Source organism: Francisella uliginis, assembly GCF_001895265.1.
GTDB lineage: Bacteria > Pseudomonadota > Gammaproteobacteria > Francisellales > Francisellaceae > Francisella > Francisella uliginis.
In genome coordinates this window covers 1,130,956-1,147,079 of record NZ_CP016796.1, presented here as the reverse complement: position 1 = coordinate 1,147,079, position 16,124 = coordinate 1,130,956, and the positions used below count along the sequence as shown (strand labels likewise).

Sequence of the window (16,124 nt, the reverse complement as noted above, 5' to 3'; positions counted from 1 at the left end):
AGCTTAAAGTTATTAAATCATTAAATAGTGTTAGCATTTATCGAGTTTAAAATAAATTTATCTAGGATGGTTTATTATATTTCATATATAAAATTGAAAATATAACTATTAATATTATACCTGAGTAAACAACCATTCTTTGATCTGGATCCCAGAACATACCTAAAATTACACAAGAGTTAAACAATATACTTAAATATGGAATTATAGGAAAAGCCCAAGCTTTAAACTTTAATTTTTTAACTTGTTCTTCTGATAAAGATTTTCTAAAATATATATGACACAGACTAATTATAATCCATATCATACAGCCGACCATACCTGATGATGATACTATTAAAATAAATACTTTTGAAGCTCCTATAAATTTAGTGATTAAGCAGAAACAAGATAGAATAGCAACGAATAGAACTCCATAGATAGGAACTTGCTTTTTACTTATTTTAGCAAAGATTTTTGGAGCTTGATTCTCTTGAGCCATTGACCACATTAATCTTGCACATGTATAAAAGCATGAATTAACTGCTGATAAACTTGCTGTTAGAATCACTAGTTGCATTATAGTATCGACATATTTTATATTTACTAATTGCAGTACAGTTATAAATGGAGTATTTTCAACTCCTGAATCTTTATATGGGATAATATAAGCAATTATAAATGATGAAAATACAAAAAATAGAAGTATACGTACAGCAACACTTTTTATTGCTTTACGAATATTTTTCTCTGGATCTTTTGTTTCTCCGGCAGCTATACCGACTAATTCAGCACCTTGAAATGTACATACTATTATTACTAATCCAAATAAAAATGCTTTAAAACCATTAGGAAATAACCCGTTAGCATAGAAGTTAACTAACCCAGATATAGGCTTATTTGAATGTAAAAAGCCAGTTATAATTGCAATTCCGATAACTATAAAAACTAATATGGTGATGATTTTTATCGCAGAAAGCCAAAACTCAATTTCAGCAAAAACCTTTACCGTACATAAATTTAACAGACTAACAATAATTATTATGGCAAGACAGAATTGCCAAACAGTAATTCCAGGATAGAAATTATGACAGATAATACCAGCTGCAACCAAGCCTCCTGCAGCTGCAGTTAACCAGTTAAGTAAATATAGCCAGCCTGTTAGAAAGCCTGAATATGGAGATATAAATCTAGTAGCATAAGCTTGAAATGAACCACTTATTGGCATTTCTATAGACATTTCAGCAAGGCTTATCATTACTAGCATCATAATTACACCACCTAGGAAAAATCCTAATACTGTGCCAAAAGCACCAACTGAATTAAGAATACTTCCAATACCTAAGAAAAAACTTGCAGAAATAGTCCCACCTAAAGATATCATTACTATATGGCGAGCTAAGATATCTCTTTTTAATGTATTTTGGTTATCACTCATATTTTAAACTATTTATGTTTTTATTTTGATTATCCATAATATTTATATTTAAAGAAAGATTTTTTGATTATAGAAATTATTTTTTTGCTATTATTAATATTACTAAACTGATAAATATTCAAAAGTATATGAAAAAAGTTTTATCCTTGGCAATAATAGCAAGTATTTGTACATCTTGTTCGACTACAGATATTTTTAGTGAAAAGTCACAAGATAGTCAATCTAATAAGAATATATACAATATAAATGAAGAAAAATATGAAAGCCAAGCTGATAAATTATTATCACAGATGACTTTAGAGGAAAAACTTGGACAGTTAAATCTTGTTGATGGCGGTCAAGCAACTACAGGTGTAAGTAAAAAACAGGATTTTTATAAACTTATTAAAGAAGGTAAAGTTGGAGGGATATTTAATTTAAAATCTCCAGAAGATATAAAGAAAGCTCAAGAGATAGCTGTAAATGATACTCGTCTGCATATTCCTCTTTTGATTGGTATGGACATTATTCATGGTTATAAAACCACTTTCCCAATTCCACTAGGATTATCTACTAGTTGGGATTTAGATATGATCCAAGAAACTGCTCGAATAGCTGCAATAGAAGCAAGTAGCCAAGGGATAAACTGGACATTCTCTCCAATGGTTGACATATCTAGAGATCCACGTTGGGGGCGAATTGCTGAAAGTAGTGGTGAAGATACATACTTAGGTAGTCAAATAGCTAAGGCTATGGTACGAGGCTATGAGATGAATGATTTAGCAGATAATACAAGTTTACTTGCATGCGTGAAGCATTTTGCATTATACGGAGCTGTTGAGGCAGGGCGTGATTATAATACTGTAGATATGAGCAAAGTTAAGATGTATAACCAGTACTTGCCTCCATATAAAGCGGCTATAGATGCTGGTGCTGGTAGTGTTATGGCAGCTTTTAATGATATTAACGGTATTCCAGCTACTGAAAATAAATGGTTAATGACAGATCTACTACGTGATCAATGGGGCTTTAAAGGCTTTGTCGTTTCTGATTACACGGGAATACCAGAAATGATAAATCATGGAGTTGGTAAAAACTTACAACAAGTATCAGCTGAAGCATTAAATGCTGGCGTTGATATGGATATGGTAGGTAATGGCTATCTTACAACTCTAAGAAAATCTTTAAAAGAAGGTAAAATATCTATGGCTGAAATAGATAAAGCCGTTAAGAGAATACTAATAGCTAAATTTGAATTAGGATTATTCAAAAATCCATATAAAAATATTAATGCCAAAGATGCTAAAAAAGTAATTTTCTCAGCAAAACATAGAGAATTTGCGCGAAAAGTTGGTTCTGAGTCCATGGTTTTATTAAAAAATCAAAATAATTTGTTACCTTTGAAAAAATATCAAACAATAGCTGTAATTGGACCTCTAGCTAACGCAGCTAATAATATGGATGGAACATGGAGTATTACTGCTGATCAAGATAAATCTATATCATTATTAGAAGGGGTAAAAGATGAAATAGGGCACCAGGGCAAAGTTTTATATGCCAAAGGTAGTAATTTATCTTACAGTAAAACTTTTGAAAAAGATGCGACAATGTTTGGTAAATCTTTAGGTAGAAATAATGAAACTTCAAAGCAGTTATTAAAACAAGCTTTAGAAATTGCTAAGAAATCTGATGTTATAATAGCAGCATTAGGTGAATCTGCAGAAATGAGTGGTGAAAGCACTAGTAGATCACATATTGATATACCTAAAGCTCAAAGAGATTTACTTAATGTATTACTAAAAACTGGTAAGCCTGTGGTGTTGGTATTATTCAATGGAAGACCTCTTGTTTTAACACAAGAGAGCAAAACTGTCCCAGCTATACTTGATGCATGGTTCCTTGGTAGTGAAGCTGGACTATCAATAGCAGATATATTATTTGGTAAAGTTAATCCGTCAGGTAAGCTAACAGCTTCATTTCCTCGAGATGTTGGTCAAATTCCTATTTATTATAGTCATAAAAATACAGGTAGACCTTTAACAAATAAAGATAGTTGTAGGTTTGAGAAATATCACTCTAATTATATGGATGTTTGTAATTCGCCATTATATCCATTTGGCTATGGTTTAAGCTATACTACATTTGATATTTCAAAACCAATTCAGAATAAACAAGTTATTAAGAAGGGTGATAAGTTAATTATTAAAGTTGATATTACAAATACTGGTAAATATGATGGTGCTGATGTGTTGCAACTATATATCCATCAAAAAGTACGTTCAATTACACCTCCAGTTAAAGAGCTAAAAGCTTTTAAAAAGGTATTTTTGAAAAAAGGACAAACTAAGACCGTGACATTTGAGTTAGATGTTAATGATCTTAAATTCTATAATAATGATTTAAAATACGTCTATGAGCCAGGTGAATTTGAATATTTCATTAGTGATAGCTCTGATGGGAAGTTTACAAATACATTTCAGGTAATTTAATATATTTTGACTTTTAAGGTTTTAAGGATTAATAATGATTAATTACTTTATTGCATTTGTTCTAGCAGTAATTATATATCTTGTTGCTATTAAATATATAAGTAATTTTTGCCCAGTAAATAAATTTTTTAAGATTATTATTTACATTTGCGCATCATCAGTATCTTTACCTGCAGTAAATTACATGCATCCTACAAAATATAGTGATGGCAATATCATATCATCATTAAAGCAGTTTTTATCTGATAATAATATTATCCAAGCAGACTCAAGAAATACTAATTCTATATCATCTCTAGCGCAGCTTTTTTCAAGCACTGGAGATAGTGATATAGATAACGACTGGCAAAAATCTTTAGAAAAAGCTAAATCATTAGTTAATACTAACAATCATCAAATTCAGTATATAAATAATAATCATAACTACAGTGATAATAAAACTCAATTTAATCAGCAATTTAGTAGTCAATCAAATTATATTATTAAAGGAAGAGATGGTCATGTTATTGATTAATTGGGGTTGCTTATTGCAAATAAAGTAAAGCATAAAGAATAGTTAAGTATTTTTTCTATAAAATAATGTTGAAAAAATAACAATAAATCAATTATAAATAAGATTTTTGCTATACTCATAGATTACAAAACAGGATTGTTAATATATGAAAAATAAAAACGTGTTGTTTGCTTTATTGTTTCTATGTTTTATAGATGCTTTAGGTATGACTATTATTCTACCAATACTTCCTGATATATTTTATGATCATAACTATGGTTTATTAGTTAACTATAGTTCTAGTTCAGCTTTACTATATGGATTAAGTATAGCAATATTCCCCTTAGGAACATTGTTTGGTATGCCTATTTTGGGTACTTACTCTGATAAGTTTGGAGAAAAAAAGGTTCTATTGGCGGGACTAAAAATAGAAGTTCTAGGTTTTGTGATAGCTGTAGTATCTATTTATATTCAAAATCCTTTTTTATTCATAATATCTAGGGCTATTTGCGGCTTTGCTATTGGTAACTATGCTGTTATAAATTCAACAATTGTAAAAAATGTTAAAGAAATTGATAGAAGCCTTGTATTTCGATATCCTATATTAGCATTTCTCTTAGGAGGTATAATTGGACCTATACTTGGTGGAACTTGCTTATCAGTTTCTGATAGTCGGTGGGCTTTAATGTCGCCTTTTCTTATAGCTATAATACTTGTATTAATAAACTTTGTGATGCTTCACCTTTCTTTAAAAGATATTAAAAAAGAATTAGTAAAAGATGAGAGTAGAAAAGTATTTCAAGCTTTTAAAAATCTATTTTTTATTTTTTCAAAAAAAGAGTTACTAAGTTTTGTCATGTTTCTACTACTTTTAAGATGTATGCAGGGTGTTTTTACTCAGTCTATTGCTGTTGTTTTAAGTCAAAGTTTAGATTTTAGTACGAGTAAAATAACACTTTTTTTCACATTATCTGCATTATTTACAATAATATCTATTATGTATATTCAAATTAAAGTAACAAAACTAATAAAGAGTTTAAACAAAAGAGTTTTAATTTGTGTAATTATTATTTCTTTTACATTTATACTACTATATCTCTTTGTAGAAAATAATTTAATGCTATGGTCTATGTCTATGTTAGTTTATTTAATTCTTCCAATATTAAATACAAACTGCTTTGCATATATTTCATTACAAATACCAGATGATGAACAAGGTAAAGCTTTTGGAGGGATTGGACAAATCCAATATGTTGGATTTATGATTGGAGGACTTAGTATAGTAGTATTTAATATATCAACTACCTTAGTAACTGTTATACCTCTTATATTTACTCTACTAGCTTTAGTTTTATTTTTAATGAAAAAATAAAATATGCATTAGTAATATTTATTAAAGCAAAAGCTTTTTTAGAGAATTTATGCTAATTTTTCACTATTTAAATAGTTTTATTAATATTTGATAGAGTCTGTTAAATATTAATATACAAATAATTTTATAGTTAATGTTACTATTGGTTTTTAACCTATTATAGTTATTGTGATTGAGTTTTTGATATTTATATAAATTGCTCAATGCTAGAGAAAAGTGTTAAAAATCTTTTTTATTAAAACTATTTAAAATATTTGTAATAGGACTGTATTATTTATTATAGAAAATAAAAGAAAATAAAAATGGAAGATTTTATACTAAAATATGCTAAAAAAACGCCTAATAAGATTGCTATAATTTTTAAAGAAAAAAAAGTTACTTATTATGAGCTTAATAAACAAGTGAACTCCATAGCAAATTATTTAAATTCTAAATATAAAGATATAAAAGCTATAGGGTTATATATGGATCGTTCATATGAAATGCTTTTGGGAGTTTTAGTATCGTTAAGATTGAATATACCATATGTTATGCTTAACTATATGGCCCCAGAAAGTAGAAATAGAGAAATCATCGAGGCTTCCAAGATAAATTTTGTTTTAACATATGACAATTTTATAGCAAGTGCTAATAAGATTATAAAAAATACTATAAATATAAGTACTTTGGAGATAGATTATAATACAAAGGATATATTTGTTAACCCTATATATGGAGCTACTGCATATATAATGTTTACCTCTGGGACTACAGGAGTTCCTAAAGGTGTTAAGGTTAGTAGAGAAGCCTTAAATTTCTTTATCACAGAATATAGTAAAAAAATACAATTAAGCTGTGATGATAAGGTTGATTATGCCTTATCTGCGGTATTTACAGGAAGTATTCCTTGTTATTTACCTCCTCTTTATAAAGGAGGTACTTTGGTTATTCAGCCAGAAGGTATTTTATCAAACCCTAAATTATATGTAGAAAGCATAATAGCACAGAATATTAATTATCTTAAATTTACTCCAACAATTTTCGAGATAGTCTTACCATATTTGATTAATTATAAAAATCATAAGCTTAATATTATTCTTAGTGGAGAAAAACTATTAAGAAGTAAAATTAAAGATTTTATAGGAGATGTTAACTGGAATGTTTATAACCAGTATGGTTTTACAGAATGTGTAGCTGGATTGACATCTCATCTCTTAAATAAAGAAGATGCTGATAGTAGTATTTCAAAATATGTTCCCGTTGGTAAGTGTTTTCCAGGAAGAAAAATATTACTTTTAAATGATAAAGACCAAGAAATAAAAAATTGTAATGTTGTAGGTAAACTATATGCTGGTGGAGCAGGGTTAGCTGATGGTTATATAAATGAAGACTCTAATAGCTCTTTTATGGTTATTGCAGGTGAAAGGTTTTATAATACGGGTGACCTTGCTATGTTTGACTATAATAATAATATAAACATTATTGGACGTTCTGATTCACAAGTAAAAGTAAATGGTGTAAGAATTGAGCTGAGTGAAATAGAATCGGCTATAATTGAGCATCAAAATATAAGTAATGCCTATGTAATGTTTAATGAAGAACAAGGCAAAATATTCGCTTATTTTATTTCTAATAAAGAAAAGAATATAAAAGAAAAAGAGATTTTTAATTACTTAAAAAATAAGCTACCTCATTATATGATACCTTCAGTGATAATAGCTTTAGAAAATTTTCCTCAAACAGATAATGGTAAGGTGGATTGGAGAAAATTACCTCTTAAGAAAACTTCCAGTGATAATTCAATAGATATAGAAAATTTAACAGAAAAAGAGCATATAATATTAGAACTTTGGGAAGAAGTTTTAAAAGAGAAAATTTACTCAATAGATGAAGATTTTTTTGAAAGTGGTGGTACATCACTTCAAGCATATCAAATATTGATTAAATTAAATTGTAATTTTGGTCTAAATCTTAGTATTGATTATATTTTTAAAAATCGAACAATTAGAGCTCAAGCCTTATATCTTGGAGATATAGAAGACTCTCTAGAAGAAATCGATGAGGAATTTTAAATATGGATATTATAAAAAAGATAAATTACTTTCTTGATCATGGCATTATTTTTCAATATAAGGGCGAAAGACTTTTTGCTAAATCACTATATAAGACTAAGATGGCTAGCTCAGATAGAGAATGGATCAAAAATAATAAACAGAACATAATTACTTACTTAAAAAAAAATGAATTAGAACCGACAAAAGCCCAAGAAAATATGTGGTTTGTTGAAGAAGTAAGCAAAGAATGTAATAGCTCTAATAATATTATTTATGCCATTACGATAGAAGGAGATATAAAAAAGAAACTTTTTGAAAAAAGCTTAGATTTTGTAATATGTAAGCATAAAATTTTGAAGTCAAATTTTATAAAAGATAATAGTGGAGATCTTTTAAGTAAAGAAACTGTAAATATAGTGAGCCCTTTTACTTGGAAAGAAAATGTAGAGAATATTGATGAAGATATAGAATCATTTATTAATATACCATTTAATTTAAAAAAAGATTTACCTTTTAGGTGTGCTGCTTTTATTAAAAAAACAGGTCAGACTGAACTTGTTTTTGTTTTTCATCATATTATATTTGATGGCTGGTCACTTAATATATTTATAGAAGATTTAACTAGCGCATATAATTCACTTTTAAAAAATAATGAGCTAAAAGATATACAAAATAATATAGACTTCTCTTCATATAAGCTTTGGAAAAAAAATGTTTTAAATAAAAACAATAAGGAAAATATAAAATACTGGCAACAAAAATTAGCTCAGTGTAATACTTTAATTCCATCATATAGAGTTTTGAGTGGTAAAGATAATACTTCTTGTTATAGTAAAGTTATTTTTTCTAAGGAATTGACGTCACAGATTATAGAATTTGTTAATAAAGAAGGCGTAACACTGTATCAGTTTATGCTTTCATCTATTTATATTCTCTTAACAAAGTACTTATCAATTTTTGACTTAAACATTCTAACACCTGTAGCAAATAGACCACATGAATCTTTTCAAAAAGTAATAGGGTATATGCTTAATAATGTAACTTTAAGAATAAATCCTGTTGAAAAGGAAAATACAACTTTTAAACAGTTGATTAATTTAAACAAAAAAAATCTTGAAGAAGCCATAACTCATAGTGAATATAATTTTAATGAATTAATAAACAAAGTTTGTGATGAAAGATATACAGATAGAATGCCATTAGCGCAAGTAATGTATGTCCATCAAAATATGAAAGAACCTACAGAGTATAGTTTTGGTAGTTATAAACAAAAGAGAAAATACTTAAAACCAAATAGAACCTATTTTGATTTAGCATTTGAAAGTAGATTACTTGAGAATCAAAATCAGCTCCAGTTAATAATACAATATTCTGATAACTATTTTAATAAAGATAGTATTAAAGATTTTTCAACATATTTAAAGCTAATTATTAGTCAAGTCATACCTAATAGTGATTTACAAATAAAAGATATTGATATAGTTCCTGCCAAACAAAAACAAGAGTTACTAAACTATAATTTAATTCAATCAGATGAAAACTATGATGACATTATAACTGTATTTAAAAAGTATGTGCAGAAAACACCAACAGCCATAGCTGTAGAGGATAGTAAATCAAAATTAACTTATGAAGAGTTAGATAAACTATCAGATAATTTTGCATCACATATTTTGAGTAAAAATAAAAAAGGATTTGTTGGTATTTGTTTAGATAGGAATAATAATTTATTGACTACTATTATTGGTGTTTTAAAGGCTGGATTAGCTTATGTCCCTATAGATAAAGATTTTCCTGATTCAAGAATACAATATATAGTTAATGATACAAAAATGTCCCTTGTGGTTACAGAAAGTAGTTATGCCAAAGCTTTTATAAATAAAGATTTAGAAGTTTTAATTTCAAGCGATTTATATGTTGAAAATAGAGACAAAATATCTTTTCCTCGAATTAATTTAGAGTCAACCGCATATGTTATTTATACTTCTGGAACAACAGGTAATCCTAAAGGAGTAAAAATAAGTAGACACTCCTTCATTCAATTTTTACAAGATTTTGTATCAACGATGCTTACAAGTCATAAACAAATATCATGTTTAAGCTCAACAAAACCAAGCTTTGATATTTTTGGTCTTGAATACGGAAGCTGCTTAATTACTGGTGGAAACTGTATATTAGTAGATACTCCTAATTTTGTAGAAAAACTTCTTGAGAAGGCTAATGCTATAAACATGATCCAACAAACACCATCTGTGTGGAAAGTATTACTAGATGGAATTAATGTTGTAAATAAAAATAAAAATCTATTTTCTAATATATCTGCTTTGACAGGAGGGGAAGCAGCTAGTTTAAATTTGTTGCGGGATTTAGATAGTAATTTTGCAGAAGTAATAAATGTTTATGGTCCAACAGAAACAACTATCTGGAGTTCTGCCCATAGATTTAATAGGAATGATCATAAGGTTAGTATTGGTAGGGCATTAAAAAATGAGCAAGTTTATATTCTAGATAAGAACTTAAAACTTGTTCCAAAAGGATTTACTGGAGAACTTTTTATCGGAGGGAGAGGTCTTGCACAAGGATATCTCAATATGATGGAGCTAACTTCAGAGAGGTTTATAGATAATCCATTATATATATCTGGTACTAATAGCAAAAAAATATATAAAACAGGTGATTTAGCTAGGTGGGATTATGATGGTTTAAATTATGTAGGTAGAACAGACTCTCAAATAAAAATTAGAGGTTTTAGGATTGAAATTGGTGAGATTGAAGCTGCGATAATGTCTCTTGATTATGTTAAACGATCAGTGGTTATTGTTTCTGAAAATCCAAATAATGAAAAAGTTTTAGTAGCTTATGTAACTTTTCAAGAAAAAAATGATAAGTCTATATTGCTTAATAAAGATTTAGCTAAAGCTCTTCCGGAATATATGATTCCAAGTTTTATTTTGTCTTTAGAGGAGTTCCCATTAAATAGTAGTGGAAAAGTTGATATAAAGTCTTTGCCTAAAGTTGATTTTTCAAATAAAAAAGATGGAGAATTAGCAAAAACTGGAATTGAAAAGAAATTAGTGGAGTTATGGAAAGAATATTTAAATATTGATAATGTTTTTATAAATGATGATTTTTTTGCTCTAGGTGGAAACAGTATTTTAGCAATACAACTATCTAATAAAATAAGTAAAATACTAAAGCAAAGTATAACTGTTGGAGATATCTTTGAGTGTCGAAATATTAAAAATTTATTACTTTTAAATAGAGAGAATAATGTACCTGAAGACTTTAGCTTAGATAAAAACGATAGTGGGAAAGCACCTCTTTCATCTCCCCAAAGGCAGCTATATTTCTTTGATAAAACAGAAAATAATAAATCTGTATATCATATGCCAATAGTTTTAGAGTTAAGATCTAATATTAATATAGTAGATTTAAAATTATCAATTGAAACAACTTGTTTAGAACACGATATACTATCTAGTATAATAGTTGAGGAAGACTTAAATATATATCAAAAGGTTATAAAGTCGGAATTACCCTTTAGAATCTCTGATGTAGAGTTTAAATCTAAAGATGCTCTTAATAAACAGATCCGTAATGATATCTCTGTTCCATTCTTATTAAATGAAACCTGGCCTATAAAAGTATACATATATAAGTATAAAGAATCTTATATTATGTTATTGAACATTCATCATATAGCTTTTGATGGATGGTCAATGAATATCTTTATAGATAGTGTTCAAAATAATTATAAAAAAATTAGTGAATCAAACAAGCCTCATAATTTAAATATTATAAAGCCTGAGCACAGTTATAGAGATTACTCTATATGGCAAAAAGAGTTTTTTAAAACACATACTTATAAGAAAGGTCTAGAATATTGGAAAAATAAGCTAGATGGAGTGAAAAATCTAGATTTAGCTAGTAATAGGCCTGCTAAATTTGATTATAAAGGTAGGAGTGTAACTACAAGTTTAGACAGAGATATAGCTAAGCAAGTGCATAATATAGCTATTAAGCAAAAAGTATCTTCTTTTTCTATTTATTTAGCAGCTTTTAATATTTTATTGTATAAATATTCTAATAGTGAAGATATAACTATTGGTGTTCCAATGTCTGGAAGAATAGATAGTAAGTTTCAAGATACAATAGGTTTTTTTGTAAATAGTGTACCTCTAAGAAATTCTATTTCCCCAGATTTTAAAACAGTAAATTTAATTGATAATATTAATCAAATATTAGTTAAAGCTCAAAATAAACAAAATATTCCTTTCGAGCATATTGTTAGAGAGGTTAATATTGAGCGTGATCCTAGCTTCCATCCTATATTTCAAGTAATGTTTAGTGTACAAAGTTTTGGTATTCAAAGACAAAAAGAAAAAAGTTTTTATACTAGAAGGTTACCTTTTTATGATTATCTAGATACAGCTAAATTAGATTTAGCATTATTTATTGATGATAGTCCAGAAATATCACAGATTAATATTACCTATGCTGAGAGTTTATTTTCAAAAGAATATATCAATGATTTTGTAGAAGGGTTCTCTACTATCCTAGAGCAATTAGCTAAAAATCTTGAAACTAAGGTAAATGAGTACGATATTCTTAGCAAAGCAGGATACGATAAAATTATAAAAGATTTTAATACTAATTTCGAGAATATAGATAATCTTGGAAACATTATTGACTTTTTTAATTATCAAGTTAAATTAAATCCAGATAAGGTAGCTCTAATTTTTAAGGATGAAAGACTTACATATAAAGAGTTGGATCAGAAAACAAATCAGTTGGCTAACTACTTAATAAAGCATTTTAATATAACAAAAGACTACTTAGTTCCTCTATTTTTTGATAGGGGCTTAGATATGATAATTGCTATTTTGGGGGTTATTAAAGCAGGTGGTGCTTATATTCCGATAGGAATAGATATGCCAGATGATAGAATAAGCTTTATTTTACAAGATTCTAGTGCAGAAATAATTCTCTCAAGTAGTGAATATGCCAAAAGATTAGAAATTTATCAAAATATAAAGAGGATTTTTCTAGATGAAAATAATCTGATAGATAGCTATAGCATAAGCTCTCCTAATATAGTTATAGAACCTAATAGTCTAGCATATGTAATATTCACATCGGGTACAACAGGTAAGCCTAAAGGTGTGATGCTAGAGCACTCTAATATTGCAAATTTGATAAATTATAAAAGATCATTTGTAAAAAAATCAGATATTTCATGTAGTTTTCATAGCTACACATTTGATGTATCTGTTATGGAATTTTTTACTGCATTATCATCAGGTATTACTTTACATATATTGGATAAGAAGCTAATTAGAGATATTTCTAGTTTATTTAAATATATAGAGCAAAATGATATTTCTTTGCTGACAATACCTCCAAAAGTATTGGAACAAGTTAGTAATGAACAGATTGATAATACGTTATTGAGAGCTATAGATTTAGGAGGCGAAACATATAATGGAGACTATCATGGAAAAAAGGCTAGGCTTCTAAATCATTATGGTCCTACGGAAACAACAGTATTTTCAACAACAAGAACAGTATATGATAAAAACTTTTTTAACATTGGAAAAGCTATATCAAATACGAAACTATATGTATTAGATAAAGACTTAAAACCAGTACCAATTGGCGTCGCAGGGGAGCTACACATTAGTGGAGCTGGTGTTGCTAGGGGGTATTTAAATAGGCCAGAATTAACTAAAGAAAAATTTATCGAACATCATCTAATGACTAGTGATGATAAGGAATATGGTTATGATAGATTATATAAAACAGGTGATTTGGTTAAATGGCTGCCAAATGGTGAAATTGAATATGTTGGGCGAACAGATTTTCAAGTTAAAATCAGAGGCTATAGAATAGAGTTAACAGAGATAGAAAATGTTATATTAAGTATTCCAGAAATTATACAAGTAGCCGTTTTAGCTGTAGATATTCTTGGATACAAGAGTCTTGTTGCATATTATGTATCTCAAACTGAATATGATGATGAGTATTTTTCGTCATTAGTTCAAAATAAATTACCTGAATATATGATTCCTTCATATTTTATACATATGAAAGAATTTCCTTTAACTATAAATGGAAAATTAGATAGAAATAAATTACCTAAAATAAATACTGGAAATGATAAAAGTTATAGAGAACCAAGTACAGAGGTTGAGAAAATTTTTCATAGTATTTTTTGTAAAGTTCTTGGTGTTGAGAAAGTTAGTATTGATGATAACTTCTTCAAAATAGGAGGCGATTCAATAAAAGTTATGCAAATACAGTCTTTAGCAAAACAGAATGGTATATTTATAAAAACTATAGATGTTTTTACCGCAAAGACTATAACTAAATTAGCAAAGAAATATGACTCTTCTATTGTTAAGAAAAATAAAACAAATAGTCAAGTAATTGAGAGTGACATTGTTCCCTTACTTCCTATACAAAAATGGTTCTTGTATTTTGGGCATAAAGATCCAAACTGGTTTAATCAATCTATTCTTATTCGAGTGCCTTGCGATGTTGATATAAAAATACTTAAAAGAACTGTTCTTTCTCTTCAACTAACATCTGAAACCTTTGCATTGAGATTTTCTTTTGAAGATGGTGTATGGAAACAAAAATATCTAAATAAAGATAATTTCAAGTTAAAAGAGCTAAATATCCATAACTATAAATCTAATAAGCAAATAGAAGAAATATGTACAGACTTACAGTCTAAGTTAAATATTTTAGAGGGAAATATATACTCTTTTGATTTATTTGATCATAATGAAAATAAGTACCTATTAATCTGTCTTCATCATCTAATAACAGATGGCGTATCCCAAAGAATTATTTATAATAATTTGATCTCTATTTATGATGATTTATCTTCTAGTAAAGGTCTTGATATGAATAAATATAAAGAGATCTCAACTTATCAAGAGTGGAGTTATTTCTTAAAAAATAAAGCACTTGGTGCATCTCAGCGGACAATAGAATTTTGGCAAGAAAAATCCACGGGTTTAAAAAATGTAGATGCTGATAGTTTTAATAATATTCATAACAGTAGCATTACTGTGAGTAAAGATATTGTTTCTAAAATTAAAAAAATAAAAGATACAACTATTAAAACACAGATACAATACATCATTATTGCAAGCTTTATACAAGCTTATAAACAGTATTCTTTACAAGATAAAATTACAATAGCATTTGAAGGACATGGAAGAGAGGAATTAGATAGTTCTTTAGATATTTCATCTACTATTGGATGGTTTACGAATATATTCCCTCTGACTTTTGATTTATCTGAAAAAGGCGATATTTATTCTTCTACATATTTATTTATAAAATATATAGAGTCTAAGTTTAAAGATTTAGGAGAGGATAAGGGATTATCTTTTTCATATTTAAACCATATATTTAATAACTCTACAATGTTTCTTAATGAGAAGAATATACCTATATCTTTTAATTTCTTAGGAGAGTTTGTAGAGACAGATAATAATTGGAAATTAGAGAATCATCTGTGTGTAGGACATATAAGTCATGAAAACTTATTACCGCATCCATTAAGTCTTAATAGTTATATAAAAAATGGAGAGTTATATATTAATATAAAAGCTTCAAAAAATTTTATAGAGAAAATACAGAAATCTAAATTTTATAAAACAGATTTTAGTGCGGAAAGTTTTATCAATGGTGTTGTATATACTTGCGATATAATAAAAAGAAAGAGCAAGATTATTTTTTCTGGTATTACAGAGTATCTACATCCTTGTTTAGATGTAGCGGATAGTGCAAAAAAATTAGGTTTCATCTTGACTGATCCAAATTCAGAAGAATATAAAAAGATCTCTAAACTAGCATTTAAGGTAGAAAAGATATTAAATATTCCTGATGGAGTTAGCCATTTTGAGTTTTTTAAAGATAAAAAAACTAAAGAGATAATATTCCTTGAAGTTGGAATTAGACCTGGTGGTGCGTGTTTGCCGCAAATATATGAATTAGCATATGATATAAATTTACACCATGAGCATTTTTATTCTATTACAGGTTTAGATAATAGTATAGATCCTAATATGACATATAAACCTATTTTATGTGTTGATATTTTATCTCCTAATAAAGGTATTATTAAGAACTTTAATATTCCTAAATTAAATACTAAAAAACCTATGATAAAATATTTCTATAAAAAAGGTGATTTTGTAAATAAAACAAGTAGCATTGCTGAAAAATTACTTAATATAGCTATAGTTGGTAATACTGAAAGCTTAGATGATTTCTATAAAGATGTTAATTCTATTGATATATCAAACATAGTTGTTTTAAATTGATT

At 27.7% G+C, this 16,124-nt stretch carries 6 protein-coding genes; 5 read left to right on the top strand and 1 reads right to left on the bottom strand.

The features are described from left to right. Positions 1 to 61 precede the first annotated feature (61 nt). Positions 62 to 1,417, bottom strand: coding sequence for an amino acid permease (locus F7310_RS05350; protein ID WP_072712321.1), 1,356 nt, complete (start codon positions 1,415 to 1,417; stop codon positions 62 to 64). A 128-nt stretch (positions 1,418 to 1,545) separates the two neighbouring features. Here F7310_RS05350 and bglX point away from each other — a divergent pair, with 128 nt between their 5' ends. The 5 genes from bglX (at position 1,546) to F7310_RS05325 (ending at position 16,122) form a co-directional block, all read left to right on the top strand. Further along, positions 1,546 to 3,885, top strand: a complete 2,340-nt coding sequence (gene bglX, locus F7310_RS05345) for a beta-glucosidase BglX (RefSeq protein WP_072712320.1) — start codon at positions 1,546 to 1,548, stop codon at positions 3,883 to 3,885. Between the two features lie 34 nt (positions 3,886 to 3,919). Continuing rightward, positions 3,920 to 4,399 carry a hypothetical protein gene (locus F7310_RS05340; RefSeq protein WP_072712319.1) on the top strand — a complete coding sequence of 160 codons (480 nt, stop codon included), beginning with the start codon at positions 3,920 to 3,922 and terminating at the stop codon, positions 4,397 to 4,399. A 145-nt stretch (positions 4,400 to 4,544) separates the two neighbouring features. Next, positions 4,545 to 5,750, top strand: a complete 1,206-nt coding sequence (locus tag F7310_RS05335) for an MFS transporter (RefSeq protein WP_072712318.1) — start codon at positions 4,545 to 4,547, stop codon at positions 5,748 to 5,750. Between the two features lie 302 nt (positions 5,751 to 6,052). Beyond that, on the top strand, positions 6,053 to 7,801 hold the full coding sequence (locus tag F7310_RS05330; protein WP_072712317.1) for a non-ribosomal peptide synthetase: 1,749 nt from the start codon (positions 6,053 to 6,055) through the stop codon (positions 7,799 to 7,801). Between the two features lie 2 nt (positions 7,802 to 7,803). Next, entirely contained in the window at positions 7,804 to 16,122 is an 8,319-nt protein-coding gene (locus tag F7310_RS05325) for a non-ribosomal peptide synthetase (RefSeq protein WP_072712316.1), read from the top strand. Positions 16,123 to 16,124 lie beyond the last annotated feature (2 nt).

What these genes read in the sequence shown, in the direction of transcription:
- F7310_RS05340 (WP_072712319.1), top strand. Translation starts at nt 3,920, where the DNA reads ATGATTAATTACTTTATTGCATTTGTTCTAGCAGTAATTATATATCTT.
- F7310_RS05350 (WP_072712321.1), bottom strand. Translation starts at nt 1,417, where the DNA reads ATGAGTGATAACCAAAATACATTAAAAAGAGATATCTTAGCTCGCCAT.
- F7310_RS05335 (WP_072712318.1), top strand. Translation starts at nt 4,545, where the DNA reads ATGAAAAATAAAAACGTGTTGTTTGCTTTATTGTTTCTATGTTTTATA.
- F7310_RS05325 (WP_072712316.1), top strand. Translation starts at nt 7,804, where the DNA reads ATGGATATTATAAAAAAGATAAATTACTTTCTTGATCATGGCATTATT.
- F7310_RS05330 (WP_072712317.1), top strand. Translation starts at nt 6,053, where the DNA reads ATGGAAGATTTTATACTAAAATATGCTAAAAAAACGCCTAATAAGATT.
- bglX (WP_072712320.1), top strand. Translation starts at nt 1,546, where the DNA reads ATGAAAAAAGTTTTATCCTTGGCAATAATAGCAAGTATTTGTACATCT.